This is a genomic window from Peribacillus sp. 05N428, from assembly GCF_056397085.1.
In genome coordinates this window covers 304,970-331,795 of sequence record NZ_JBFTMS010000003.1, presented here as the reverse complement: position 1 = coordinate 331,795, position 26,826 = coordinate 304,970, and the positions used below count along the sequence as shown (strand labels likewise).

Here is a 26,826-nt window from a genome sequence, read left to right as displayed (position 1 = left end):
TGACAGGTGTCTTGACAACTATATTTACATATTATTAAACTATTATCAAGAGTTTTTTAAGATTAAAGGATGGAAGTGATTTCTTGATTTATTTGGATTACGCCGCTACAACACCGATTGACGAGGAGGCTCTCGACGTATTCAGCCAAGCATCGCGGAAGTTTTTCGGGAATGCGAGCAGTTTGCATGATATTGGCTCTGAAGCGGCACGTTTATTGGATATGTCACGGCAGCAACTCGCAGAAATGCTGAACATAAAAAAGGAAGGAATCATCTTTACGAGCGGCGGATCAGAAAGCAACATGCTTGCGATAGATACATTCATCGCTTCGAAACCATCCTGGCAGAACCACTTGATTGTAAGCCGGACTGAACATGCATCTCTTGCCAATTTCGTCGAAAAGCTTGAACAAGATGGCTTCGAGGTTACTTATTTACGGCATTTGGAAGATGGCCGTGTTGATATTGAACATCTGCAGGAATGCATGTCGGAGAGAACATGCTTGGTCATTGTCCAACATGTGAATTCGGAAATCGGGGTCATTCAACCCATTGAGCAAATAAGTGAAATCGTTCGAAAACACCAGGCTTTTTTTCATGTGGATTGCGTCCAATCATTTGCTAAATTACCGCTTGGCAAGATAGCCGCCTCATGTGATGGACTATCCGTTTCCAGTCATAAAGTTTATGGTCCAAAAGGGACTGGGGCCGTCATTTTCCCGGCCATCCATCAGTTGAAGGCTTCGGTACCGAACATCACTCATGAATATGGTTTCAGACCAGGAACAGTGGACGTCCCCGGGATAGCTTCCTTCGTGACCGCTGCTAAGAAATTGGGCGACATCATGGAAGATGAACGAAAACGGATTTCCGCACTTAGGACGCAATTGATTCAACGGCTGACGGAAAGGAAAATCGACTTTCAAATCATCGAAGCAAAATACGAGCAATTGCCTCACATACTGGCGCTGACCTTCGCTGGATTGCAAGGACAGTACATCATGCTGGAATTAAACCAGAAAGGATTCGCCGTTTCGACGGGAAGCGCCTGTCAAATCGGTAAACAGGATCCTTCAAAAACGATGATGGCCATTGGAAAAAGCGAAGATGAAGCCCATCAATTCGTCCGCTTTTCCTTTGGCAAAAACACGACGGCCGACGACATTCACAAGTTGGCGGACTGCATCGAAGGAATAGCTTCCATTCGATAAAACCCTCCAATCTGTGTTAGAATGTTTGTAATTAAAGAGGTGAATGTTTATGGAAAGAAAGAAATTACTTGGGGAAGAAAGACGGACGAAACTCTTACATTTATTGCAAACAAGCACGGAGCCTGTAACGGGCAGCGAGCTTTCGCAGATAACGAATGTAAGCCGGCAGGTTATCGTTGGTGACATAACCCTCCTGAAAGCGCGGAATGAACCTATCATTGCCACAAGCCAAGGCTATCTGTACCTACAAACGGGGAGCACGCAGAAGCCGGAAAGGATCATCGCTTGCCAGCACGATCCTTCCCGGACCCAAGAAGAACTATATTTACTAGTGGATATCGGCATCACGGTGAAAGATGTCAAAATCGAGCACCCCGTATACGGCGACCTGACCGCTTCCATCATGGTCAGCAGCCGTAAAGAGGTCCAGCAATTCCTTTCAAGGGTGACGGCAACGAATGCATCGTTTTTATCGGAACTAACGAGCGGCATCCATCTCCATACACTGAGCGCATCATCTGAAGAACTGCTCGACGAAGCGGAGAGCGCTTTGAGGGATGCCGGCATTTTAGTCGATTGAATGAACGAAAAATCCTCAAAAGATAGGGCTTTTGAGGATTTTTTTATGGGCCCTCATGCTCACTCATCATTGGAATTGCTTTCATTTGAGCTTCCATCGCCGGAGTTTTCATCTTCGTTACTTCTCAACTGCCCAATAAGGCTAATGACGGAACCGACCGCCTGAACCCAGCCCCCCATCACTTGGATTAATTCTGCATCAGATTGCTTCTCTTCCAAATAAGGATATTGATATTTTTGCTGTTCCTGCTCCTTATCTTGTTCTTCTTTTTCTTCTTGTTCTTGATCCTTATCTTGGTCTTTTTCTAGAATGCTATTTTTAAGTTCGGCAATTCCACCCATCGCTTGCATCGAATTCCCAATCGCCTGCAACAAATTTCCCGTAGCATTGAAGGCCTGTTCCGGTTCATCCGGATTTTCGTATGCCCCCGCCAAAGCGGTTCCTCCGCCCAACGCTTGGATCAGATTGCCTTTGATGATTAATTCCTGTTTCGTTATTTCATCAAAATCAATGACTAAACCTAAGATAACAGTCGAATTCCCGATCGCCTGTATTATATTCCCGAATTTATCTAGAGACCAGGTTTCTTCCGCGTCGGCCAATAAGGCATTTCCTGTTGCTTGAAGTTCATTTCCAATCAAATCCAAGTTCTTACGAAATTCTTCGTCCAAGACATTGGATGGTGTACCAGCAATAGCTGAAATGACGGTTCCTATCGCTTGAGTCCACGAACCGAAAGTTTCTTTGAATTGATTATCCATCTTTGCTGACCACCACCCTCTTTCTGCCATTTTTGATTAAAAAGGCGCATCCACTGAATTAGTTTTCAAAATATGTATTTGCTTGTTCCACATGTGGCCTACCGAGATTTACTTATTGTATTTGCTTTTTGCACAATCGGTGTTTGTTTTGCATCCAGAATCCTGCTGCCTATCTATATATATTTCATACAAAGCTTAACGAATACTCACTAAAAAATGCCCCGGGAAAACTCCCGGGGCATCTTCCTATTCATTGGATAAAACTTAGCTGAGTTTGTACCATTCATCATTTTGAAAAGAAATCTCACAAATGATGAATTATCGTTGCGGTACACCAGTTTGGACTTTAAAGCATGTATAGCTTCCCATGATCGATACCGTACATCCTAAGGCCTCGAGCTCAGAGATCGCTCCTGGGATCAGGACATCGTCAAGGGACATTTCTATGTCGATGATGAAAAAGTAATTGCCTAATCCAGTTTTCATGGGTCTTGATTCAATCTTGGAAAGGTTAAGTTTCCTCCAGGAAAAAGCGGAAAGCACTTGGTGCAGCTGCCCTGAGTGGTCGGCAGGCAGCTGAATCATCAAGGTCGTTTTCTTATCCCCTTCCACGGTCAAATGCCCTTCATAGTCGACTTCACTGTTGGATACGACGATAAACTTGGTGTGATTATGTTCATAATCATGAATATTTTGTTTGGCAATCGTCAAACCGTACTCCTCTGCAGCCATATCATTTGCAATTGCAGCAATATTGATATCGGGATTCTCCATCACCATCTTAGCAGCGGCTGCTGTGGATGTGACATACTCATATGGAATGCCCCTTAGCTCATTATGTAGAAATTTGCGGCATTGAGCGATGGCATGGGAATGCGAATAAACCATGTCAGGTTTGAAACCAGGATATGCATGATCCGGATGCACCATATAATGCTGTTGAATTGGAATCGTCACTTCGCCCTTCATCGGCAATGTGACTTCATGGACTAAGTAATCCATCGTTATATTTACCGAACCCTCCAAAGCATTCTCGATCGGCACGAGCGCGTGATTCACTTCCCCGTCCCGAACAGCATCAAGGCAGTCCGGAATCGTGTTCATCGGTATTTTTATATCATTAGGAAATAGTCGCGATACAGCTAAATCCGTGAACGTTGCTTTTGGTCCAAGAAATGCAATTTTTGCTGTCATATTATAAACTCCTTTTCACGGAAAATCTATTGTTTATGTTATGCCATTTTCTGATTTTTTACAATAGTTAATCGTTAATTTCCTCTTACAAATGAAAACAGCCTGAAGACAAACCCGATAATAAATGAGTTTGTCTTCAGGCTGTTTTAGGTTTTTAAACGTTGACGTTGATTTCCGCTCCAGGACTCGCTTTCCGCGGGCGGTCCGGTAGCCCGTTGGTCTTTAGGTTACGGTTTCCATGATAAATGCCTTACTTCTCAACGTTCGCAAAAATTATGAGCCACGCTTTAAAGATACCGACCTGTTTGAACGGATTTACTATTGCATCTTAATGAAGGCTTCCGGATTATTTCGCGGAGCTACTATCGTCCCCAACATAAATCCATTACGGTCTGCACCGCATGAAACGAATAGGCAAACTTTTTTGTTCAGCATCAGTTGGAAAAGGTTCGGGAAACCTTTTATATACAAACTGACAGCCTGTACATGTGTAATGTACAGGCTGTTATCATGCGCCGTTACCAATGATTTCGACTTTTTCGACGAACTCCATTTTACGCAGTTTAGTGAGCAGTTCATTAATATCCATCGTCATCCCACCCGTATTCAGGGATAGGGTGACATTTGCACGTCCCTGTAAAGGAATCGTTTGGTGGATGGTCATGATGTTGCAACCGGATGAGGCGACGAGCCGTAAAAGCTCCGATAGAGTACCAGAACGATCTTCAAGATAGAAGAACAGTGTAATCAGCTTTTCCTTAACAACTGTATGAAACGGAAAAACCGTGTCACGGTATTTGTAAAAAGCACTCCTGCTTAGGTCCACTCGCTGTACCGCTTCCCAAACTGATTCCGCTTTTCCCCGTTCAATCATTTCTTTTGCATCCAGCGTTTTTTTCATCGCTTCGGGAAGAACATCCTCTCGAACGAGGAAAAATTTCTGATCGGACTTATTCAAACTCCGCACGCCTCCTTTTGCCTGCCATCATGGTCTCCAATCAATCAACAAATTCAAATTCATATTCAAGGATACGGACGATATCGCCATTTGTCGCACCTTTTTGGCGAAGGCCTTCGTCGACTCCGAATGAACGAAGCTGTCTGGCGAAACGACGTATGGACTCTTCACGGGTGAAGTCAGTCATTTTGAATAGACGCTCGATCTTGAATCCTGATACGGCAAAGCTGCCATCGGGTTCGCGTTCAATGTTAAATTCATCCGACTGTGATGTATGTTTATATAGAACCCGGTGGATTCCAGTATTCTCTTCTTCATGTTCAAGAGGGAACTCAGGGGTCTCTTCGATTTTATCAGCGATTGCATAAAGAAGCTCACGGATCCCTTCACGCGTCACGGCAGAAATCGGGAAGACAGGATAGTCTTCTTCCAGCTTTTCTTTGAAAGCAGCTAAGTTATCTTCTGAGTCCGGCATATCCATTTTACTTGCAACAATGATTTGCGGACGTTCAGTCAAGCGCAGGTTATACTCTTCCAATTCTTTATTGATTGTTTGGTAGTCTTCGTATGGATCCCGGCCTTCGAGACCAGACATATCGATTACATGAACGATTACCCTCGTTCTTTCAATATGGCGCAGGAATTGATGTCCAAGTCCCACTCCTTCTGAAGCACCTTCGATCAAACCAGGTAAATCGGCCATGACGAAGCTGCGGTGATCTTCCGTTTCCACCATTCCGAGGTTCGGTACGATCGTTGTAAAATGATATTCGGCAATTTTAGGCCTTGCTGCGGATACGACAGAAAGCAAAGTGGATTTCCCTACACTTGGGAAACCAACCAAACCGACATCAGCCAACAGTTTCAATTCCATGACGATATCGCGTTCTTGGCCGGGTTCGCCATTCTCCGCGATTTCGGGTGCAGGATTGGCAGGCGTGGCAAAACGGGAATTTCCCCGGCCTCCGCGGCCACCTTTGGCGATAACGGCGCGTTGTCCGTGCTCAACTAAATCAGCAATGACTTCCTTCGTTTTATCATCGATGACAACGGTGCCAGGTGGAACCTTGATCACCATATCTTTTGCAGCCGCACCATGCATGTTTTTGGACATGCCATGTTCTCCGCGAGGTGCCTTAAAGTGACGTTGGTAACGGAAATCCATTAATGTACGCAAGCCCTCTTCCACTTCAAATACGACATTGGCCCCATTACCGCCATCTCCGCCAGCTGGTCCGCCTTTAGGTATGAATTTCTCACGACGATAAGCAACTATCCCGTTACCACCGTCTCCGCCTTTTACATAGACTTTCGTTTGATCGACAAACATGCTATCACTTCCTTGTTTTCTGCAAGTCAATTCTTGCTGTATACTTCTCTAAAAGTTAATATCCATCTTAAAAAATATTTCATCCTCATTACATTCAAGAATTTCAATTGATTGCTCGGCCGTTAATGAACTTTCCAAAAACTCGATCACTGGGGATTGATCAATGAACCTGCCTTGCATATGAAATGTACAGTGCATATCGCTCACTTCTTTTTTACACATAGAAACAGCCAGTATATTTTCAAAAAACGGATCCAGGTTTTTATCCAGAATCTTGAAGAAATCGTTTGTCCAGCGATACATCAGCCCGTCCATCTCGGTTGAGCCTTCAAAAACATCAATGATTTCATATTCGCAATAAAATGATCCATTATTCCAATTCGACGTCAACAGCATCTCGGTGAACTTGGGTAAATTCAAACTGGAAAGTCGTGCTTCATTCTGGGTTTCAACAATGATTTCATCAATGATGCCCTTGACACGATCAATTCTGTTCAACTCCAGATTCCCTTTGATGATTTGAATTTTATTCAGCCAGTCATGCCTGGTTTGACGCAGAGTTTCAATAGTCGTCCAATTTTTATCCATTATTAACACCTTCAATTATGATAAAGAAACTTTTTTCAGCTCTATCATGTTGAATACTTCCATTTGTACAGTATATCAAAAAAACAACAAACAGGAAATGAAGCTCGATTCACATGCCTTCACATGAAAGCCCCCGTCCAAAAAATACAGCCGCACACCCTGAGTTCTTTGGACGATGGTAGAGCCATTTGAACTAAAAAAGAGAATGGGCCTTATTTATGCACCAATTGGAGATATTATAGTTGAATTGGAGTGTCTATTTGGTTTAACCAAATCGGATGGATGAATAATCTTGGATTTACCCCCTGAAAGTTTAAGAAAGCCCGCCTATTGGCGAGCCTTTTGTAAGTCAGAGGTTGTTTCCTTATACTAATGACTAAAGTCTCCTGCAAAATGCTGGTTCGTTCCTATAGTATAAATAAAGGGCCGGACCCCTTCATCACTATATAGCATACCATTATTAATAATGACGCGGTATATAGTGTCTTGTAGAAGGAATCAGACCCTTTTGAGTCAGCCTCTGTTCAAAGATGCCAATTATGCTTCTTGTGCAACTGGATATACGCTTACTTTTTTACGGTCACGTCCGAAACGTTCGAATTTAACAACACCGTCTACTTTAGCGTATAGAGTATCGTCTCCACCACGGCCTACGTTCTCACCTGGATAGATTTTTGTTCCGCGTTGACGGTAAAGGATAGAACCACCAGATACGAATTGACCATCTGCACGTTTAGCGCCAAGACGCTTGGAGATTGAGTCACGTCCGTTCTTTGTAGAACCTACTCCTTTTTTCGAAGCGAAGAACTGAAGATCTAATCTTAACATTTGTTCCACCTCCTATTGGTTGAGGATAATTTTCATGTATTTACCATAATCACGTTCGATGGTTTGCAGCGATATGAGCATTCCGTTCAAAAGCAGCTGAACCTTCTCTTCCGATTCCGGCGAAAGATTCCCCGGAATGGCGCAGCGAAGATAGCCGCCTTCTCTCCCTTGCTCAATCTCAGGCTCTACGTCCGTTAAGGACATGATGGCATTGACTGCCCCGAAGGAAACAGCCGATACACCTGCACAAACGATATCAGAACCTTTTTTAGCAAAATTAGCATGTCCGCTTAAGGTGAACGAAGCAATCCGTTCCTGCGGAGCATCAAATACAACTTTGATCATCTAGAATCAGCCCTTACGCGTTGATTGCTTCGATAACAACTTTAGTGTATGGTTGACGATGACCTTGTTTTTTACGATTGTTTTTCTTCGCTTTGTATTTGAAAACAGTGATTTTCTTTTGCTTACCTTGTTTTTCGACAGTACCTGTTACAGTAGCGCCTTCAACTAGTGGAGCACCGACTTTCACGTCTTCGCCACCTACGAATAAAACTTTGTCAAATGTAACAGTTTCGCCTGCTTCTGCGTTTAATTTTTCAATGTAAACCGCTTCGCCAGCTGCTACTTTAATTTGTTTACCGCCAGTTTCGATAATTGCGTACATACTTGCACCTCCTTAAATGTCTCAGACTCGCCAATCACAGGCGTTTTACCAAAAAGGCAAAAGCTTAAAACCTGATGTTGAGCGGTTGTAGCACGGGTGCTACAAACATAACATTAAAATCCTACCATGAAACAGGAAAGGCTGTCAATATATTTATAACAATTCCCGCTCTTCACTCGAAAGCCCGCCCGATTTCCTGAATGCTTCCGAATCGCTTGATGGAATAGGCATTCGTCAAACCTGGGATAAAAGACAGGAATATCTTTTTAGCGATCAATTCCTCCAAGGCCGGCCGATATGATTCCTTTTCACCAAGCAGCACGTCCGCCACCGCTTTACTGACCTCCACCCATACCGCTTCATCATCCGTCTTCCTGTGTTCCAGCAGTTCACGTTCCAACCGGAAGGCCACCGTTTCCGGGCTCTCGATTTTACCGCTTCCACTGCACACAGGGCAAGGCACCGTCGTCATTTCACTTAAAGACGGGGAGGTTCGCTTTCTCGTCATTTGTAAAATGCCCAGTTCCGTAAAACCGATGACCTGGATTCGCTTCTCATCCCTCACCGCTTCCTTTTTGACGATTTCGATGATTTCCTGCTTATGCCGGGTCTGGTCCATATTGATGAAATCTATCAGGATGATCCCGCTGATATTCCTCAATCTCAGTTGACGGGCGACCTCTTTCGCCGCAGCCTGATTAACCGCAAACAATGTTGCTTCCTTCTCCACCTTGCCGGTGAACTTACCTGAATTGACATCGATTACGGTGAAAGCTTCTGTTTCTTCAAAAATTAAATATCCGCCATTATCAAGCCAAACGATTTTCTTGGCCATTTTCTCAACTTGCGCTTCCACATTCCATTCGGAAAAAATATTCCTGGTACCCGATACATGGGATATTTCCCACTCCTTACGGTTTTCCTGTATCCACTTTTTCAACTCGCGATAGGCCTCGAAGTCATCGATGGCAAGTTCCCCGGTCGCCGTTCCCGACATTTCGGAAATGATCATATCAAGGTAAGCGTCCCTCTCATAGAGAAGGGACGGGGCCTTTAGGGATGCAGCCTTGACTTCAAGCTCTTTATGGAGCTCCCGCAATCCAGTTAACCTGTCAAGGAAAACCGATTCACTTTCGTTCTCCATCGAGGTGCGGACAATCAATCCCTCATCAGGATTTTTATGCCGCATGGCCGTTTCCCGCCATTGCTTCTGAAGATCGTCGTTTTTGAATTTCTTTGAAACACCAACATAATCTATTCCATGTATGTATACGAGGGACTCCGTTGAAAACTCGATCAGCCCCGTCAATTTAGCTCCTTTTGTTCCCGTTTCATCCCGGGTCACCTGAACTAGCAGCTTTTCTCCCTGACGGACAAATTGACCGATGGATGCTTTCCCATCACTTTTTTTTGTGAGCTGGAAGGAGGGAATCTCGTCACGGTGTAAAAAACCATTCTTCTCTGCACCATAATCAATGAAGACGGCATCCATTCCCGGCAGCACCTTCGTCACCTTCCCAAGATATATATTACCGACCGTACTGCGCTTTTGAGGCGGCATGATTTCAAGTTTACGTAAAACACCATTCTCAAGGACGGCCACTCTTTTTTCGCGTGAAGCTAGGTTCGCGATCATTTTTTTCATCAAAAAAAATCCTCTCCTCAATTTGAAGAAAGGATAACATATTTAATAAGAATATAATAGGTCGCCGATTTTCCCGTTCGTCATTTTCTCCGAAAAATAGGCGTGGAGGATTTCCGTTTCATCCAATGAGCCGCTCTCTTTCCCGTTTTTCATGATGATGACGGGGTGTTTACAGCCGCGTTGAAACAGTTCCAGCACTTTATAAATCGGTTCTTGTGAATCCACCGATATCGGCTTCAGTTTCGCCAAATCATTCGTATGCCCGTAATGGCGCTGCAGAAGAAAGCGGATGAACGCGTAATACCTCTGCCGCCATTCCATGACGAGTGAGAGACTTATGAAAAAGATGATGAGCCAGATGTTCAAATTGAGCGGATCCAGTATGATCCAGGTCAAAAAAGCCAGGACAGCGAATACTGCAGAAAAGTGAAGGGTATGCTTCTGCGCTTCCAAAAAGGTGCAGTATAGGGAAATACCGATGAATAGCAAGCGTCCCCCGTCCAAGGGCCAAATTGGCAGCAGATTAAAAATCAGCAGCATGAGGTTCATATACAAAAATGGCTGGTACAGCTCATATGGGATAATGGTAAAGAAATAGAGCATAAAAGCTACGCCAATGAGCCAAACATGTTGAAGCGGACCGGCAAGCACCACCGCCAAATCCTCCTTCAAACTCTTGTTTCCATATTCCTCAGTCTCGACAGCCCCGCCAAAAGGAAGAAGCTGGATTGACTTTATCCGCCATTTGAAGTGCTGCGCACAGACGGCATGCCCCATCTCATGTATGAAGACGATGAGCAACAGCATCATCACTTCAACGAAATGGGCTGTGAGGATGGCAATGCCAATGACAAACCACAGTGTCGGGTGCACCCTGATTTTAAACAGTAACTTCCCATATTCACTCAAAGGAAATCACCTTTTTAGGATCGACGAAAGCATCATTTTCTTTTATCGCTAAATAAAATCTGCCCTTGGATCCATCTTCACTTAGTGTAACCTGTCCGACTTCATTGCCCTTTTTAACGAACTCATACAATTTCACATCAATTTCTTTCAGCTGCCCATACCAAGATTCAGTTTTATTGGCATGCTGAATGACTACCGTCTTTCCAATCCCCTCCTTTTCACCGGCAAAAATGACTACCCCTTCATTAACGGCCTCGACCTTTGAGCCTTTGCTCGTTTCCAATATGATTCCCTCACCGTTCGTCTCGAAGTTTTGGGTAATCTTCGCAGAAGCTGGCATTGCATATTCTTCATTCGAATCAACAGTTTCCGTATTGGCTTCATTCGGTAAAAAAGCGATTGGTTTACCAAACGCACTTTCGTACCAATTGGAGATTGAAGCGAACTGAAATTCCTTGTTCATGTTCTCCATGACAAAACTCCTGGCAGGGTCCAGCCGCACAGAAGGGTGTTTGAACATCACCGCGACAATCAGGAACAGGCATACACTGGCAAGGATTTTAAAGAAAAAATATTCTTTCTTGAAGAGCGGATGGTCTTTTTCGGAATACCCGTTATATGAATCAATCCCATATGGTTCCTCATTGTTGATCTCCGTCCAACTACTGCTTCCTGCCGGCTTATCATTAAACTTGCGTCTCTTGGCGATACGATTGCGGATATCTTTCCTGCGATCATCCATTCCAGACTTCCCCCCCTGCTCATGTCAAAGCGCTATATTACAACGTATGAGCAACTTGTCCAGACTATGACGGAGAAAAGATATTCTTTCTGCACATCCTGAAAAATTTTTTTCAATGAAAAATCATCCGGAAACCAATGAATTTCCAAGGTGATTTCTGTATCGATTCAGAAAATCTAATAATTGAGATTGATATTGTTCCCCGAAATTTGTTATAATAAAGTGGTTTTAACATTATTGAGGGGGAACATTTTTTTATGTCAATCGAAATAGGCAGCAAAGTACAAGGTAAAGTAACAGGTATCACTAATTTTGGAGCATTCGTAGAATTACCAGGAGGCTCAACAGGTCTTGTGCATATCAGTGAAGTAGCAGATAGCTATGTAAAAGACGTAAATGACCATCTTAAAGTAGGCGACCAAATTGAAGTAAAAGTGATTAGTGAGAAAGACGGAAAAACTGCCTTGTCCATCAAAAAGGCTATAGATAGACCCGAAGGGCAAACCTCTTCTTATACCAAACGCCCACCACGCCAAGGGGATAGCCGTTCTAAAGATTTTCGTTCAAAAGGTAATTTCCAACCAAAGGAAAATTTCGAAGATAAAATGGTGCGCTTTTTAAAGACTAGCGAAGAAAATTTATCGACTCTTAAACGCAGCACTGAATCAAAACGCGGCGGAAGAGGCGGAAGACGCGGATAACCCGCTGCATTTTAGCATATAGAACAGGCAAGCCGGGATACGGCTTGCCTTTTTTATTTTCATGAAGTTCCGTGCAAAAAAAAAGCGAGGGCAAATGCTCCCCGCTTCTTGACAAAAAGAATATAGATTTACCGCACGCTAAAGAATTTTTTCAACTTGGACATGAAGCCCTTTGGTTCGCTGCCAATTGGAGTCAAGGGCACAGATTCACCAAGGATCCTTCTGGCAATGTTCCGATAGGCAAGCGAGACTCTATTGTCCGGATTATAGGCAATGGGTTCCTTTTTATTAGCTGCCACAATGACCTGGTCATCATCAGGAATGACGCCGATCAAATCAATCTTAAGAAAATCGGCAACTCCATCGATATCCATTTCTTCATCCTCATGAAGCAAATGGCCGCGTATCCGGTTGATGATCAATTGAGGCGGTTCAATATGCTCTTCTTTTTCAAGCAGGCCAATAATACGGTCAGCATCCCTTACAGCCGGTCTCTCTGCCGTCGTAACGATAATTGCCTTGTCTGCCCCAGCTATGGCATTCCTGAAACCCTGTTCGATGCCTGCAGGGCAATCAATGATGACATAATCATAGTCAGGCTTCATATCGCTTATGAGTTTCCTCATCTGCTCTTCATTCACCACTGTTTTATCACTATTTTGCGGAGCAGGAAGCAAATAAAGCAAATCCTCGAAATGTTTATCCTTAATGAGCGCCTGGTGTATCTTGCAGCGCCCTTCGACCACATCGACCAAATCATAGATGATGCGATTCTCCAATCCCATGATCACATCCAAATTCCGAAGACCAATATCCGTATCAATCAAGCAAACCTTCTTGCCTAGAAGAGCTAAAGATGTTCCTAAATTGGCGGAGGTGGTCGTTTTCCCGACACCACCCTTACCGGATGTTATAACTATTGCCTCTCCCACGATTAGAGACCCCCTTCTAATCTATTTAAATTAGGTCTATATTTCTTTAAAACTTGCAGTTTTTCTATAATGATATTTTCTTCTTCATCCATGAAGGCACATTCCAAGTCATGTCCCCATTTTGTATATTGATCAGGAGATAGATTCACTTGTCCGGCAATGCGCAGCTGGGCAGGCTTCATGACAGAGGCAGCTATGATGGCCTCATTATTCCCTTTATATCCGGCATGGGCTATTCCCTTTAGCTGTCCCATGATATATATGTTGCCACCCGCACGAACCGTTCCGTCGGGATTGACATCCCCAATTAACAGTAAGTCACCGGGAACTTCAAAAACCTGTCCCGACCTTATCACCTTGGTCACGGTCGTCACTTGGTTTTCATCTTTCCATCGTTTCGCTTCATCCTTCGTCAGGACATTCGAAATTATCTCATCCACGAAAAGCTTCTTCTTTTTATGGATGACCTCTTTAATCTTTTCTTCTTGTTGTTCATCAAGATAGCGGTTCCCTGTATGTACTTTTACGGAAATGGACGGGTCATTTTCTTGAAACTGATAGTTTGCCGAAAGCTTCACTTCTAACTCTTTCAATAATTCGGAAAATGAGCAAGAATCATCGAGATGAAGCATAAACCCGTCTTTTGTTCCCTTAATCATGACATTTTGCTGAATTCTTTTATTCATGACGTTTGTTTCACCTCAATGAAATATAATTCGACATAGGAAAACAAATTTCCTTTTTCTACGTACACGGAAAAGAGAAAATACATTTCCCACCTGCTTCTTAAGACACAGGAACGTTATTCCGTTTCTCCTTGCAAATCAAGCTTTTCAATGATTCTCTTTAAAGGATAGCAGCTGATGATAATGAATGCGAGATTCAATAATAATGTCGGAATCAATCTCCGTTCCGCAAATTCACCAAATCCCATATCTGCAAACGATAGGATGATATTCATCTGAAAGATGACAACCTCTAAAACTGCCGTGAATAAAAGTGCAGTAAGGCAGGCAATCAAAATATTATTTTGCAGGATTTTCATGCTTTTCGATATCAGATAGGCAAGAAAAGGCAGCAGGAACATGTAAATTCCAAGGATTTCCGTATATACGACATCATAAGTCAACCCTAGAATCGCCCCATAAAGCATACCCATTTTCCTGGACCCGTACATGGTCAGGAAAAAAACGAATATCATCATGAAATGGGGCACGAGGATTTTATCGGCCCCGAATGCATCCCCAGCGAACATCTGGGCGAAGATGCTTTCAAAAACAAAAAAAACCAAGGCTATGAAAGAAAGGATGAAATATCTCACTCAGCTTCATCCTCCCCTTCACTTTCTTTCGGTACACCGTCCACTTCACGCTGAACGACCATTACATTATTAATATCATAAAAATCCGTGGAAGGTTCGATATATGCAGTCTGGTTCAATCCATATTGATCCACTTTGACATCGACAACTTTCCCGATCAGCAGACCTTTCGGAAAGATTCCTCCATAACCGGATGTGATGACCAATGAATTTTTCTTGATCTTTTTATCATATGGAATCCGCTTCATCAGCAAAAGGTTCTTCTTATCATCGAACCCTTCAATCAAGCCATATGCTTTATCATCACCTTGAACGATGGCTGAGACACGGTTGGCTTTATCGATCGAACTTAAAAGTTGAACCGAGGCCGTGAAATCCGTCGCTGATTTCACCTTACCGACTAACCCATTGGACGTGATGACCGCCATGTTTTTTTCTACCCCATTACGCTTCCCTTTATTGATCGTCAGCATTTCATGCCAGCGGTCGGGATTACGTCCGATGACAGTCGCCTGAGTGGGCGAATACTTCCGCAGGTCATCTTCTTTTTTGAGGTTGTCGCGAAGTTCTTCATTTTCTTCCTTTAAATCTTGGACTTGGGTTTTCAATAATACATATTCATCCAAGCGGGCTTTCAATTTTTTGTTTTCATCGTATGTATGTTGAAGGTCTTTTAAGCCCCCTACAAAACCTGTTATACCCGATACTGGCTTATTAAACACATTTCCGACCCAGCCTGTCGTATCTTTCAGGAATTGCTCCGGCCAGGTCAACTCTTCTCTCTCCCTTAATGAAAAACCGATCAATGCCACGAGAACGATAATACTAACGAGCAAGAGAAGGAGCTTTTTATTAAAAAACTGTGGCATGGTGATTACACCTCTATCTAAAATTTACTCTATGGTTTTTAAAATTACACTATGGATTTAATGAAACAGCAAAACATAAGAAAACCGGCTCAAAATTGCACCTTTTGTTGAGCCGGCCCTATTTGAGAAGTAATGCTTATCGCGAATCTCTTGATTTAGTCTTGAATAAATGAATGTGGTCCAGCGCTTTTCCCGTTCCGATCGCAACACAATCCAGCGGATTTTCAGCGATGATCACCGGCATTTGCGTTTCTTCACTGATGACTTTATCCAAATTGCGCAGCAAAGCACCCCCGCCTGTCAGTACTATGCCTCTGTCCATGATGTCAGCGGCTAATTCAGGTGGTGTTTTCTCTAAAGTGTTTTTCACGGAATCCACAATTGCAGAAACGGTGTCGCTTAATGCTTTGGATATTTCCTCAGCTGTAATTTCGATCGTTTTCGGTAATCCAGTCAATAGGTCACGGCCGCGAATTTCCATGTTTTCGACGCCTTCGGTGTCTCCAGCAGAACCAATTTCCATTTTGATCGCTTCAGCAGTACGCTCACCGATCATCAAATTGTAGTTCTTACGGATGTAAACGATAATGGCATCATCCATTTCGTCACCGGCAATACGGATCGATTGGCTTGTAACGATTCCGCCAAGGGAAATGATGGCCACTTCCGTCGTTCCTCCGCCGATATCAACGACCATGCTGCCTGTAGGCTCCCAAACGGGAAGATCCGCACCGATCGCTGCTGCAAACGGTTCTTCGATAGGATATGCGTCACGGGCTCCAGCTTGTCTTGCTGCATCGATGACTGCACGCTGCTCGACTGCCGTAATTCCAGAAGGCACACAAATCATGACATATGGCTTGTTGCCGAATACGCCCTTCTTTTGAGCTTCCTTCATATAGTACTTCATCATGGTAGCCGTCGTTTCATAATCGGCAATTACTCCGTCCTTCATCGGGCGCAGGGCAACCACGTTACCAGGTGTACGGCCGATCATGTTTTTCGCATCGTTTCCGACTGCAACGATTTGCTTTGTATCTGTTTGCACCGCTACAACCGATGGTTCACGTACTGCGATGCCTTTTCCCTTCACATATACAAGCGTATTCGCCGTTCCTAAATCAATCCCTATATCTCTTGCTCCAATTCCAAACATTATGGTATCTCCCTTTCGTAAACAAAAATGCCTTTTTATAAGTTCAAATAATAATTTGTCGTTTTTTGACAATAAGAGTTTTGAAAAAGTTTCCTCTTTTAAAAATCATAAACAATATTATATCGTATCGTCAAAAATTTTGATAGTGTCATAAATAACCTTTTTCCTTCAAGCTAACATATTTATGTTCCCCGATGATGATATGGTCCAATACTTCAATCCCGATTATTTTACCACATTCGACTAACCTTTTCGTCACTTCAATATCTTCTCTGCTGGGAGAGGGGTCTCCGGAGGGGTGGTTATGAAGACATATGATAGAGGCAGCTGACCTTTTGAAAGCCTCTTTAAAGACCTCGCGCGGATGCACGATCGAGGCATTGAGGCTCCCGATGAATACCGTAGTTTTTTGTAGCACTTGATTTTTCGTATTTAAATAGAGACAGACGAAATGTTCCTGTGATAAAAACCGCATTTCCTCCATGCAATAATTAGCTCCATCTTCAGGAGATCGAATCACATAACGGTCTTGGTCATTCAAATTGTTAATTCTCCTGCCAAGTTCGACGGAGGCCAGGATTTGTATCGCTTTTGCTTCACCAATCCCTTTAATCACGGTCAGTTCTTCCACTGAGGCTTCTTTTAACAGGCGCAGGCCCTTGAAGGAATTGATAAGTCTGCCGGATAGTTGCAGGACTGATTCTTCCCTTGATCCTGTCCTCAATAGCAAAGCAAGCAATTCCTGATTGGAAAGACTTTGCGGCCCGTCCTGTAGAAACCTTTCGCGCGGCCTCTCTTCTTTCGGGTAATCCCGTATTAACATTTTTTCGCTCAAAAGATCAACCCTTCCTTAGAAAAGGGAAGATGCCAGAGGAAATCAGATTATCCTAACTCTTCCTGCATCGCTTTAAGTTCCCGGGCCAGCCTTGAGACCGGAAGCCCGACGACTGAGAAATAGTCCCCTTTGATTTGTTTGACAAGAAGAGATCCGTATCCTTGAATCCCATAGCCGCCAGCTTTGTCAAAAGGTTCCCCGCTATCCAGATATCGTTCGATTTCAGCTTCTGGCAGCTCCCAAAATGTCACTTCCGTTTTTTCTGCGAATACTCTGCGATGCTTGCCGAACAGGATGACGACACTTGTGTATACTTCATGTGTCCGTCCTGATAACATTTCCAGCATTCTTTTTCCGTCTGCCCTGCTTACCGGCTTACCCAAGATCTCACCATCAAGGACTACAACGGTATCCGAGCCGATTACCCAGCTATCCTGAAATTTTGCTGCGATGGCTTCCGCTTTACGGGATGCCAGTTCTTTCACCGCTGAATCAGGACACATGTTTTCATCAATACTTTCATCAACATTGGAATTCATGCTTTCAAAGGGGATTTGAAGAAATTGCAGAAGTTCTTTACGACGTGGTGATGAAGAAGCTAAAATCAATGGCTGCATAATATAAAAGTCACCTTTCTTTACATAGGGAGATACATATCTATCCTATCAAATAATGGTGCAATCCACAATTATTGTTTACTAGGAATCGACAAATGCCTGTAAGTATTTCCCGGAAAATAAAAAAGGTGTCACAGAGGGTTTCATATTGGGAGGCTTGTCCCATTAGGCAGCCCCCCTTTTTTTCTTTACTTTTGGTAATTCAATAAAAAATTCAGAAGACTTTCTTGAGCCTGGAATAGCTTTTCTTCATTTTTGGATGTCTCATATTCATCAATCGACTTTGCCGCAGCAGTCAGGTCATCGTTCATCTTTGAAAACGCCGGCGATAATTTCCCCGCCTTCAGTTCATCCATGTTTTTTTTCAGGGTTTCCCCGTTTACCGTCCCTGCCTTTCCGCGAAGCTTTGTTGCGGATGTTTCTGCCAACGAAGCATATACTGCTTTCATCTTGTCGAGGGTTTTTTCATCTTCTTGGCTTGTCCCGGCCGCTTCAAAATTGATTTCCTTCCAATATACATCCACATCATATGACTTTAAGAACAAGGCCAGTTCTTTACTTGCAGCTAGACTCTCTGCCGATCCCAGAAATAGATAATAGCTTTCTTCCAATTTGAAGATTTCAGCAGGAACCTGCTTTTCAATGATTTTCTTTTGAATTTGCCTTGCCGCATCCTCGCTGCTGAATACTCCTCCCTGTACAAGGAATGTCTTCAGCTGGTTTCCCGGTTCAGTCACTGCCGCTTTTTTATCTTCAACGGTGGCTTCAGTTGGAATCGGGGTCTCGACCGAAGATACTTCGGCTTTTTCCTTTGTAATCGTTTTAACGGCGATCAAGCCAAGAATCGACCCAAAAAACACAGCACAAATGACTGCGATCATGAATGTCTTGATCGGTCTTTTATCCGAGCTTTTCAGTGACCCGGTACCAAAACCGATGAGCTTCGGCATTTTCTTCTTTGGCGGTGTGGGTACCAATACAATCTTGCTTTCATTTGAATCCTCAGGGAGTATCCATTCGAAACTCTCATCAGTTTGTTCCTGTTCCTGCTCCTTACTCGCCGCCTCTTGACTTTCAATTTTTTTATCGGCAAATACTTTTTCTTCCCCATTTATTTTAATCGTTACACCCTTGCTTTGTTCCGGCTTGCCCAATTTTTTTCCTCCCCTCCAGATCATTTTTTTCATCCTAACATAGAGGTAAAAAAAAATAACAAGACTTTTGTCGTCTTGTCATTAATAGGTTTCGTCAAATTTCCCTATTCATATATGGGTAACAAAAAAGGAATTCCAGGTACTGGTACTATTGCTTCATGAAACCATTCCATATCACCTCTCACCAATTACATACATCCCTCTATCATTCCATAATCTCTTGCCTCCAAATGGGGATGGTTCCCTACTGAGCCATTGTTCAGGTGATTTTTGACAAATTCCTCTTGGATCAGGATGGTCCTTTAAGCTCATCTTAAAAATGTTACATACCAATATAATAGCGAATCGCCCCAAAAATAAGCAGTCAATGTCCCAAAAACGATATACGGTCCGAAAGGAATAAGGGTTTTCTTTTTTAAGATTCCGGTCAGCAACCCGATGATGCCAAGCAATGCCCCATAAAAGCACGCAAAAAGCAAAGATAACAGCACCATCTTCATTCCCAATACGAAGCCAATCACTGCAAACAGCTTGATATCACCGCCACCCATGCCACCCTTACTCACGACCGCGATTGATAACAGCAGGCTAAAACCAACCGCTGCCCCGACAATTGAATCCCACCAGGGCGTCAGTGGAAATGAGACTCTTAAAACAATAAAAATCACTATAAAGAAAAGCAGTATTTTATCGGGTATAAGCATATAGGCGACATCAGTCACGAAGATGATCATAAATAATGAAATCAATATCCAGCCAACCAACAGTTCGCCCGACCAGCCAAGGAATATCGGAGCAGAGGCAAACAAAACACCGGTCAGCATTTCCACGGCCGGATAAAGGGGGGATATCCTTGCTTTACAGCCCCGGCATTCACCGACTTGCAACATATAAGAAATAACCGGTATCAACTCGAAGAATGTCAATGTACGCCCGCAAGAAGGGCAGGCGGAGCGACGATTCGCGAATGAATGACCAGCTGGAACACTTAAACCGACAACGTTAAAGAATGAGCCTAAAATTAAGCCCAATACGAAGAGATAGATATGGATAGCCATCATTTATACAAAGTGCATGAGGATTCGATTGCCTTTCTTTGAAACCCTGATATAAAAGTCCCTTCCGCTATGTAATTAACCATTGGGTTCTTCATGCTCATCCCTCCCGTCATTTTATTAAACAGATCCTACTATTCAACATTCATATGGAATGCAATATATAAACATATTTTAACAAATAAACTGGGTGATTTGTTATCAATCACTCTATTGGAGTTTTTTCTTTCCAAGAGGCTCTTTAACAAGAGAAAAGGACCTTTGAAAAGATCCTTTTCTCAGACTGGAGACAAACTCGATGAAAATAGAGTTTGTCTTCAGTTTTTTAGGGGTTTGTGCAATTTGAACGTTAATTTCCACTCCAGGCACTCGCTTTCCGCGGGCGGTCCGCCCTCGGCGCCTTTGCGCCTGCGGGGTCTCCCCTGGACTCGCTTTTCCCGCAGGAGTCTCGAACACCCGCTCCAATCAACTTTGTTTTAACTTATAGATAGAACCCCTTTTGCCAGGTGAAGATGATGCTTTCGAAACATTATTCTATTCAGCGAGGCCAACTTGAAATGATTACTTTAGATCAACTGGTGCCGGCGAATCATTTGGTTCGTAAAATGGAGGCTGCCATTGACTTCACTTTCATTTATGATTTGGTGAAAGATATATATTCAGAGATAGGAAGCCCAAGTATTGATCCAGTTATATTAGCCAAACTGACTTTCATTCGATTTACCCTCGGTATTCGTTCAATGCATAAAGCAATTGAAGAATTTGAAACAAATATGGCTTACCGTTGGTTCTTAGGCTTTGGTTTCCATGATAAAGTGCCTCATTACGTTATGCACATTCTTTAAGCATCTTCTCTGATTAGGAACTCCCTCACAAGTGAAAGGAAATGAAGGGACCCTGTAATGACAAGGATCTCTTTATCCCCCGTTTTCCTTCTGCCTTCCGTTATCGCCGCCTGCCAATCCTTGTTTATACTTTTATTTGGATGACTGCATTTTTCATAAAGCGTTTTCGCATCCGCCGCCCGTTCGTGGTCGAATTCGGTAATGATGATTTCCATCGCCCCCGTTTCCAGTCCATGAAGCATCTCGGAATAGTTTTTATCTTTAAATGAACTGAATACGAATCGGTACTTATAGCCGGGGTAATGCACTTTTAGCGTTCCCTTCAGTACGTCGATTCCAGCAGGATTATGTGCACCATCAATGATCACCAATGGCTCATCCGATATTTTTTCAAAGCGTCCATCCCATTTCGCTGCCCCTATTCCTTCAAGGATGCTTTTTTCATCGATATTATCCATTCCTACTGTGACAGCAGCAATGGCCAGTGCCGCATTCTCCATTTGATGACGGCCCAGCATCTGCATTTCCACATTTTCGATTGACCTGTCGGCAAGCGAAAATGAGAAACTTTGCCCACGTTCACTTCGCTTCATATTGCTAACACGAAATTCTTTACCCAATTGGTAATAAGGTACGCCTATAGCTGACGCTTTTTCTTCAATTACTTTTGCTGGTTCCCCGGCTGTGACTCCGCTGATGACCGGCGCCCCGCTTTTTATGATGCCTGCCTTCTCAAAAGCAATTTCCCCTAGTGTGTTACCCAGGATGTTCGTATGTTCCAAAGAGATCGAGGTAATGATCGAAAGAAACGGCTGGATGACATTCGTTGTATCAAGCCTGCCTCCTAAACCGGTTTCCATCAAAACCAAATCGACTTCCTTTTTGCTAAAATAAGAGAATGCCATGGCAGTCAAAATTTCGAACTGAGTGGGACCATTCCCCTTGCTGTCCATCTCATGGATGATCGGCCAAAGCTTCCGGAAAACATCGATGAATTCCTGATCACTGATTTCATCCTCATTTACCTTCAGCTGTTCATTCATCCGTATTAAATAAGGAGAAGTGAAGGAAGCGACCCGAATTCCTTGGGCAAGCAGAATTTCTTTAATATATTGCAGTGTCGATCCTTTCCCGTTGGACCCTGCAATGTGAATATATTTGAGCTCCTTGTGCGGGTCGCCTAATTCAGTTAACAAAGTTTCCATCCGTGACAGGCCAAAATTCATGCCCAACTGAACTTGGCGCCGTTCAAAAAATTGATTGATTTCTTTCATGGTTGTAACCATTATCGTGGAGCCTCCTCTTTCTTTATACCGCTCTTATGCGTTAAGATTATTTTATCAATATATGAACGATTAACCTAGATGAAAGGCAGTGTTTTACCATGAAACCTTCAGATTTCCACTGTTGGATTGTCGTCAACGGCTATTTACAGCATGATAAGTTTTCCAGTTTAGCTTTGTTCATTAAAGAGGCTGCTGAAAGGAAAGATATCACGGCAACCCTTATCCGCAATTCAGATCTCATGCCCATAATCGAAAAAGGAGTGCCTCTGCTTAAAGGAACCTTTAATAAGCTGCCGGATTTTGTTCTGTTCATGGATAAAGACATTCATTTGGCGCGCCATTTGGAATTGATCGGCATCCCCGTATATAACAGCAGTGCAGCAATCGATATTTGCGACAGCAAAGCAAAAACACATCAAGCCTTAACAGGGCATGGGATACCGATGCCGAAAACCATATTTCCCCCTTTTACGTACGAAGGGATTGAAAGGGTCAATATGGATGCTTTTATCCAAATCGGCAATGAACTCGGGTATCCTCTTATCGTTAAGGAAGCATACGGTTCTTTTGGGGAACAAGTATATTTAATCCAAACAGAGGATGAGTTACTGAAGACGATCCGTGATCTTGGCCACAAACCATTTATCATCCAGGAATTCATCGAGCACAGTAAAGGTCGGGATATTCGCGTGAATGTCGTGGGCAATCAAGTCATAGCAGCGATGCAACGTCATTCCGAGCAGGACTTCCGAGCTAATATGACTGCCGGGGGGCAGGCTGCACCATATATCCCCACCAGTGAAGAAGCACAACTTGCCATTCGATGTGCGCAAATTCTGGGTGCCGACTTCGCTGGCGTCGATTTGCTGTTTGGTGAAGAAGGTCCGCTTTTGTGCGAAGTGAATTCAAATTCGCATTTATTGAACATTTATGAATGTACAGGTATCAACATCGCCGATAGCATGTTCGATTATATCTTGAAAGAATTAGGAAAAGGAAGTGCACCTGATGAAAAAACAAGCAGGCTGGTTGATTTATAACCGTGAGGATGCCTTGAAAAATAAAGGATACATAGATTGGATGCTTGACGAAGCCAGTAAGCTTGATCTTGATTTACACTTTCACTTTCGGGAAGACCTTAGGATCGGTCATCGTTTCAACAAGTTATATGTTGAACATGAGATGCAGCCAATTTCATTGCCGGACTTTGCCATCGTCCGGACCATCGATCCTTTTTTTACAAAGCAACTTGAGCAATTGGGGATTGCTTGCTTTAACTCCTCCTTCGTATCGGAAATCGCGAATGACAAAGCAAAGACGCATCAATATTTGTCCTCGCTGGGGATTCCAATGGCCGATACCGTTTATTGTAACGGAAGGCCGAGTGCCAATGACATGGAGCTCCCTTTCATTGCTAAAGAAACTAGCGGCCGCGGCGGGAAACAAGTATTTCTAATCGAGCATGCCGATGATCTTGCCCAACTGAATGATGGGAATTGGATAGTCCAAAAACCTGGCTTATTCGGTAGGGATATCCGCGTTTTTGTGGTTGGTAATAAAGTGAAGGCTGCTGTACTCAGGGAATCCGCTTCCAGTTTCAAGGCAAATTATACGCTGGGCGGATCGGCTTCGCTATATGAGCTGACTGCATCTGAATTAGCCCTTGTTGAAAGAGTAATGAGATCATTTGATTTCGGCCTGGTCGGTATCGATTTCATATTTGCCGAAGATGGCAGCCTCATGCTGAACGAAATGGAGGATGTCGTCGGGAGCCGGACACTAAGTGCACTAAGTGATATGAATATCGTATGGGAGTACCTTACATTCATAAAAGAAAGCATATCCTCTTCTTAAATAGCCTTTAAACAGAAAAAGGATGAACCGGCTTCAAGCTGGTTCATCCTTTTGTTTTACAGTTGTTTCAGTTCGCTGATCCTGTGGATTACAGAGTCGCGTTTTTCGCTATAGTCTTTTTCCTTGGCACGTTCTTCTTCGATGACGCTTGCCGGCGCCTTTTTAACGAAGCCCTCGTTGCCTAATTTTTTCTGTACACGCTCAACTTCTTTATTAAGTTTGTCGAGTTCTTTTTCAAGACGTTTCACTTCTTCGTCAATATTGATCAGTCCTGTAAGCGGAAGGATTAGTTCTACACCAGTTACGACAGCTGTCATGGCTTGAGCAGGCTCTTCGACTTCGATTCCGATCGTCAATTGTTCAGGATTACAGAAACGCTCGATATAGCTGCTGTTTTTCTGTAATGTCGCTAAGATGGCCTCATCTTTCGCTTTTAAAATCAAATTGATTTTTTTGCTTAGCGGTGTGTTCACCTCAGCACGGATATTACGGACGGAGCGGATGATTTCAACAAGCAGCTTCATTTCCTCGGCTGCAGCTGTATCTGTCAACTCTTCATTCACTTCCGGCCAAGCGGCAACAGTGATGGACTCACCTTGGTGAGGTAGGTTCTGCCAAATTTCTTCGGTAATGAATGGCATGAACGGGTGTAACAATCTCATTGTGTTATCCAGTACATACGCCAAGATCGAGCGCGTCGTTTTCTTAGCCGCTTCGTCTTCTCCATATAGCGGAAGCTTCGCCATTTCAATATACCAGTCACAGAAGTCATCCCAAATGAAGTTGTATAGCACACGGCCCACTTCACCAAACTCATAACGGTCCGCAAGTCTGGTTACGTTGGAAATCGTTTCATTCAAACGCGTCAAGATCCATTTATCGGCAACAGACTTCTCACCGCTTAAATCGATTTCGTCATACGTCATGCCATTCATGTTCATCAAAGCAAAACGTGATGCGTTCCAAATCTTATTGGAGAAATTCCAAACTGCTTCGACTTTTTCCGTACTATAACGGAGGTCCTGGCCTGGCGAGCTGCCCGTAGATAAGAAGTAACGCAGGGAATCGGCACCGTATTGATCGATGACATCCATCGGATCGACACCATTGCCTAGCGATTTACTCATCTTGCGCCCCTGTTCGTCACGAACCAGACCGTGGATCAGCACATCTTCAAATGGTCGTTCACCTGTGAACTCAAGAGCTTGGAAAATCATCCGCGATACCCAGAAGAAAATGATATCATAGCCTGTCACAAGTGCCCCGGTTGGATAGTAACGTTGGAAATCGACACTGTCCTTGTCAGGCCAGCCCATAGTCGAGAATGGCCATAATGCCGAGCTGAACCATGTATCAAGCACATCTGTATCTTGTTCCCAGTTTTCAGCGTCCGCAGGCTCTTCATGACCTACATACACTTCACCTGTTTCTTTATGGTACCAGGCGGGAATGCGGTGACCCCACCAAAGCTGACGGGAAATGCACCAGTCGCGGATATTTTCCATCCAATGCAGGTATGTTTTCTCGAAACGGTCCGGTACGAAATGAACTTTTTCCTCATCGGTTCCTTTTTGAAGCTCAACGGAAGCATCAGCCAGCGGCTGCATCTTAACGAACCATTGCGTCGAAAGATATGGTTCAACAACAGCACCGCTTCTCTCTGAATGGCCTACTGAGTGAAGGTGATCTTCGATTTTGAAGAGTACTCCTTCTTCCTGAAGGTCCTTGACGATTTGCTTACGGCATTCAAAACGGTCCATGCCTTCATATTTACCGGCCTTTTCATTCATCGAGCCATCTTCATGCATGACAAGGATGCGCTCCAAATCGTGACGGTTCCCAATTTCGAAGTCATTCGGGTCATGAGCAGGAGTAATTTTGACCGCGCCTGAACCGAATTCCATATCGACATAATCATCACCGACAATCGGGATTTCCCGGCCTGTAATTGGCAAGCGGACCTTTTTGCCGATCAAGTGTTTATAACGGTCATCTTCAGGGTGTACAGCAACAGCAGTATCGCCAAGCATCGTTTCTGGACGGGTGGTGGCAATTTCAATTTCACCCGATCCGTCAACCAATGGATATTTCATATGGTAAAATGCGCCCTGCACATCTTTGTAAATGACTTCGATATCGGATAACGCCGTTTTCGTTGATGGATCCCAGTTGATGATGTATTCGCCGCGATAAATCAAGCCCTTGTTATAAAGCGAAACGAACACTTCGCGCACTGCTTTTGAAAGCCCTTCATCCAGAGTGAAACGTTCACGTGTATAATCAAGTCCAAGACCTAGCTTTGACCATTGTTCACGGATATGGCTCGCATATTCCTCTTTCCATTTCCATGTCTCTTCCACGAATTTTTCACGCCCAAGGTCATAACGGCTCACGCCATCCGCACGAAGTTTCTGTTCTACTTTCGCTTGAGTGGCGATACCTGCATGGTCCATGCCTGGTAACCATAAAACATCATAGCCCTGCATCCTTTTCATGCGTGTCAATATATCTTGAAGTGTCGTATCCCAAGCGTGTCCAAGATGCAGCTTACCTGTAACGTTAGGCGGCGGGATGACAATCGTATATGGTTCTTTTTTATCGTCACCTGTCGTTTCGAAAAACTTTCCATCAAGCCACCATTTGTAGCGGCCTTTCTCTATCGTCTGCGGATCATATTTAGTCGGCATAGAAATTTGGTTCTCTTCCATATCATTTCCTCCTTTTTGGGCATAAAAAAAACTTCCATCATCACAAAAGGACGAAGGAAGTTGTTCGCGGTGCCACCTTT

At 43.6% G+C, this 26,826-nt stretch carries 27 protein-coding genes, 1 pseudogene and 2 other annotated features (1 of these 30 running past the window's edge); of the genes and pseudogenes, 6 read left to right on the top strand and 22 right to left on the bottom strand.

The window, feature by feature from the left end; translation table 11 throughout:
• Nucleotides 1–83 precede the first annotated feature (83 nt).
• Nucleotides 84–1,211 carry an IscS subfamily cysteine desulfurase gene (locus AC1DIV_RS04910; protein ID WP_063594284.1) on the top strand — a complete coding sequence of 376 codons (1,128 nt, stop codon included), beginning with the start codon at nt 84–86 and terminating at the stop codon, nt 1,209–1,211.
• Between the two features lie 49 nt (nt 1,212–1,260).
• On the top strand, nt 1,261–1,791 hold the full coding sequence (locus tag AC1DIV_RS04905; protein ID WP_048688970.1) for a transcription repressor NadR: 531 nt from the start codon (nt 1,261–1,263) through the stop codon (nt 1,789–1,791).
• A gap of 59 nt (nt 1,792–1,850) precedes the next feature.
• On the opposite strand, the gene AC1DIV_RS04900 is transcribed toward AC1DIV_RS04905, so the two are convergent.
• The 11 genes from AC1DIV_RS04900 to AC1DIV_RS04850 form a co-directional block, all read right to left on the bottom strand.
• The gene (locus AC1DIV_RS04900; protein WP_323596467.1) at nt 1,851–2,552 is read right to left on the bottom strand and encodes a DUF6944 family repetitive protein; all 702 of its coding nucleotides are present in this window, start codon (nt 2,550–2,552) and stop codon (nt 1,851–1,853) included.
• Between the two features lie 318 nt (nt 2,553–2,870).
• A complete protein-coding gene (pheA, locus tag AC1DIV_RS04895) occupies nt 2,871–3,746 on the bottom strand; it encodes a prephenate dehydratase (RefSeq protein WP_034308835.1) in 876 nt (291 codons plus the stop codon).
• A gap of 508 nt (nt 3,747–4,254) precedes the next feature.
• Nucleotides 4,255–4,704 carry an ACT domain-containing protein gene (locus AC1DIV_RS04890; RefSeq protein ID WP_034308837.1) on the bottom strand — a complete coding sequence of 150 codons (450 nt, stop codon included), beginning with the start codon at nt 4,702–4,704 and terminating at the stop codon, nt 4,255–4,257.
• A 40-nt stretch (nt 4,705–4,744) separates the two neighbouring features.
• The gene (gene obgE, locus AC1DIV_RS04885) at nt 4,745–6,034 is read right to left on the bottom strand and encodes a GTPase ObgE (protein ID WP_048688961.1); all 1,290 of its coding nucleotides are present in this window, start codon (nt 6,032–6,034) and stop codon (nt 4,745–4,747) included.
• Nucleotides 6,035–6,082: 48 nt separating this feature from the next.
• Nucleotides 6,083–6,622 carry a Spo0B domain-containing protein gene (locus tag AC1DIV_RS04880; RefSeq protein ID WP_054400099.1) on the bottom strand — a complete coding sequence of 180 codons (540 nt, stop codon included), beginning with the start codon at nt 6,620–6,622 and terminating at the stop codon, nt 6,083–6,085.
• Between the two features lie 537 nt (nt 6,623–7,159).
• On the bottom strand, nt 7,160–7,450 hold the full coding sequence (gene rpmA / locus AC1DIV_RS04875) for a 50S ribosomal protein L27 (protein ID WP_048688955.1): 291 nt from the start codon (nt 7,448–7,450) through the stop codon (nt 7,160–7,162).
• A gap of 12 nt (nt 7,451–7,462) precedes the next feature.
• A complete protein-coding gene (locus AC1DIV_RS04870; protein WP_048688952.1) occupies nt 7,463–7,795 on the bottom strand; it encodes a ribosomal-processing cysteine protease Prp in 333 nt (110 codons plus the stop codon).
• 13 nt (nt 7,796–7,808) lie between these two features.
• The gene (rplU, locus tag AC1DIV_RS04865) at nt 7,809–8,117 is read right to left on the bottom strand and encodes a 50S ribosomal protein L21 (RefSeq protein ID WP_034308849.1); all 309 of its coding nucleotides are present in this window, start codon (nt 8,115–8,117) and stop codon (nt 7,809–7,811) included.
• A 13-nt stretch (nt 8,118–8,130) separates the two neighbouring features.
• Nucleotides 8,131–8,214, bottom strand: a sequence feature (ribosomal protein L21 leader region).
• 75 nt (nt 8,215–8,289) lie between these two features.
• Nucleotides 8,290–9,762 (bottom strand): Rne/Rng family ribonuclease, encoded by a 1,473-nt coding sequence (locus AC1DIV_RS04860; RefSeq protein ID WP_340878563.1) that lies wholly within the window; start codon nt 9,760–9,762, stop codon nt 8,290–8,292.
• Nucleotides 9,763–9,804: 42 nt separating this feature from the next.
• On the bottom strand, nt 9,805–10,671 hold the full coding sequence (locus tag AC1DIV_RS04855; protein WP_072273328.1) for a M50 family metallopeptidase: 867 nt from the start codon (nt 10,669–10,671) through the stop codon (nt 9,805–9,807).
• Nucleotides 10,664–11,413, bottom strand: a complete 750-nt coding sequence (locus AC1DIV_RS04850; protein ID WP_063594289.1) for a M23 family metallopeptidase — start codon at nt 11,411–11,413, stop codon at nt 10,664–10,666. The genes AC1DIV_RS04855 and AC1DIV_RS04850 overlap by 8 nt, the downstream gene beginning before the upstream one ends.
• Nucleotides 11,414–11,670: 257 nt before the next feature.
• On the opposite strand from AC1DIV_RS04850, the gene AC1DIV_RS04845 reads away from it, so the two are divergent.
• A complete protein-coding gene (locus AC1DIV_RS04845; protein WP_034308861.1) occupies nt 11,671–12,114 on the top strand; it encodes a S1 domain-containing RNA-binding protein in 444 nt (147 codons plus the stop codon).
• A 128-nt stretch (nt 12,115–12,242) separates the two neighbouring features.
• Here the strand turns inward: AC1DIV_RS04845 and minD are convergent, their stop codons facing one another.
• The 9 genes from minD to AC1DIV_RS04800 form a co-directional block, all read right to left on the bottom strand.
• Nucleotides 12,243–13,046, bottom strand: a complete 804-nt coding sequence (gene minD, locus AC1DIV_RS04840; protein ID WP_034308862.1) for a septum site-determining protein MinD — start codon at nt 13,044–13,046, stop codon at nt 12,243–12,245.
• Between the two features lie 2 nt (nt 13,047–13,048).
• A complete protein-coding gene (gene minC, locus AC1DIV_RS04835) occupies nt 13,049–13,732 on the bottom strand; it encodes a septum site-determining protein MinC (protein ID WP_048688939.1) in 684 nt (227 codons plus the stop codon).
• Between the two features lie 116 nt (nt 13,733–13,848).
• Entirely contained in the window at nt 13,849–14,367 is a 519-nt protein-coding gene (gene mreD / locus AC1DIV_RS04830; RefSeq protein WP_340877124.1) for a rod shape-determining protein MreD, read from the bottom strand.
• A complete protein-coding gene (gene mreC / locus AC1DIV_RS04825) occupies nt 14,364–15,236 on the bottom strand; it encodes a rod shape-determining protein MreC (protein ID WP_034308869.1) in 873 nt (290 codons plus the stop codon). Before mreC ends, mreD begins: the two co-directional genes overlap by 4 nt.
• 136 nt (nt 15,237–15,372) lie before the next feature.
• Nucleotides 15,373–16,392 carry a rod shape-determining protein gene (locus AC1DIV_RS04820; protein WP_034308871.1) on the bottom strand — a complete coding sequence of 340 codons (1,020 nt, stop codon included), beginning with the start codon at nt 16,390–16,392 and terminating at the stop codon, nt 15,373–15,375.
• A 148-nt stretch (nt 16,393–16,540) separates the two neighbouring features.
• Nucleotides 16,541–17,215, bottom strand: a complete 675-nt coding sequence (gene radC / locus AC1DIV_RS04815) for a RadC family protein (RefSeq protein ID WP_053537324.1) — start codon at nt 17,213–17,215, stop codon at nt 16,541–16,543.
• A gap of 59 nt (nt 17,216–17,274) precedes the next feature.
• Nucleotides 17,275–17,844, bottom strand: a complete 570-nt coding sequence (locus tag AC1DIV_RS04810) for a Maf family protein (RefSeq protein ID WP_477575877.1) — start codon at nt 17,842–17,844, stop codon at nt 17,275–17,277.
• Nucleotides 17,845–18,032: 188 nt separating this feature from the next.
• Nucleotides 18,033–18,998, bottom strand: a complete 966-nt coding sequence (locus AC1DIV_RS04805) for a hypothetical protein (protein ID WP_142398502.1) — start codon at nt 18,996–18,998, stop codon at nt 18,033–18,035.
• 308 nt (nt 18,999–19,306) lie between these two features.
• A complete protein-coding gene (locus AC1DIV_RS04800) occupies nt 19,307–20,059 on the bottom strand; it encodes a prepilin peptidase (RefSeq protein WP_340877126.1) in 753 nt (250 codons plus the stop codon).
• Nucleotides 20,060–20,568: 509 nt separating this feature from the next.
• On the opposite strand from AC1DIV_RS04800, the pseudogene AC1DIV_RS04795 reads away from it, so the two are divergent.
• Nucleotides 20,569–20,880: pseudogene (locus AC1DIV_RS04795) on the top strand (transposase); the annotation flags it as partial.
• A gap of 14 nt (nt 20,881–20,894) precedes the next feature.
• Here AC1DIV_RS04795 and AC1DIV_RS04790 read toward each other — a convergent pair.
• Entirely contained in the window at nt 20,895–22,184 is a 1,290-nt protein-coding gene (locus AC1DIV_RS04790) for a bifunctional folylpolyglutamate synthase/dihydrofolate synthase (protein ID WP_477575875.1), read from the bottom strand.
• A gap of 98 nt (nt 22,185–22,282) precedes the next feature.
• On the opposite strand from AC1DIV_RS04790, the gene AC1DIV_RS04785 reads away from it, so the two are divergent.
• Together AC1DIV_RS04785 and AC1DIV_RS04780 are read left to right on the top strand one after the other, a co-directional pair.
• Nucleotides 22,283–23,224, top strand: coding sequence for an ATP-grasp domain-containing protein (locus AC1DIV_RS04785; RefSeq protein ID WP_477575873.1), 942 nt, complete (start codon nt 22,283–22,285; stop codon nt 23,222–23,224).
• Complete coding sequence (locus AC1DIV_RS04780) at nt 23,193–24,038, top strand: ATP-grasp domain-containing protein (protein ID WP_477575871.1); 846 nt, start codon at nt 23,193–23,195, stop codon at nt 24,036–24,038. The genes AC1DIV_RS04785 and AC1DIV_RS04780 overlap by 32 nt, the downstream gene beginning before the upstream one ends.
• Nucleotides 24,039–24,094: 56 nt before the next feature.
• On the opposite strand, the gene AC1DIV_RS04775 is transcribed toward AC1DIV_RS04780, so the two are convergent.
• The gene (locus AC1DIV_RS04775) at nt 24,095–26,746 is read right to left on the bottom strand and encodes a valine--tRNA ligase (protein ID WP_034308891.1); all 2,652 of its coding nucleotides are present in this window, start codon (nt 26,744–26,746) and stop codon (nt 24,095–24,097) included.
• Nucleotides 26,747–26,789: 43 nt separating this feature from the next.
• Nucleotides 26,790–26,826, bottom strand: a binding site (T-box leader) (it continues 192 nt past the right edge of the window).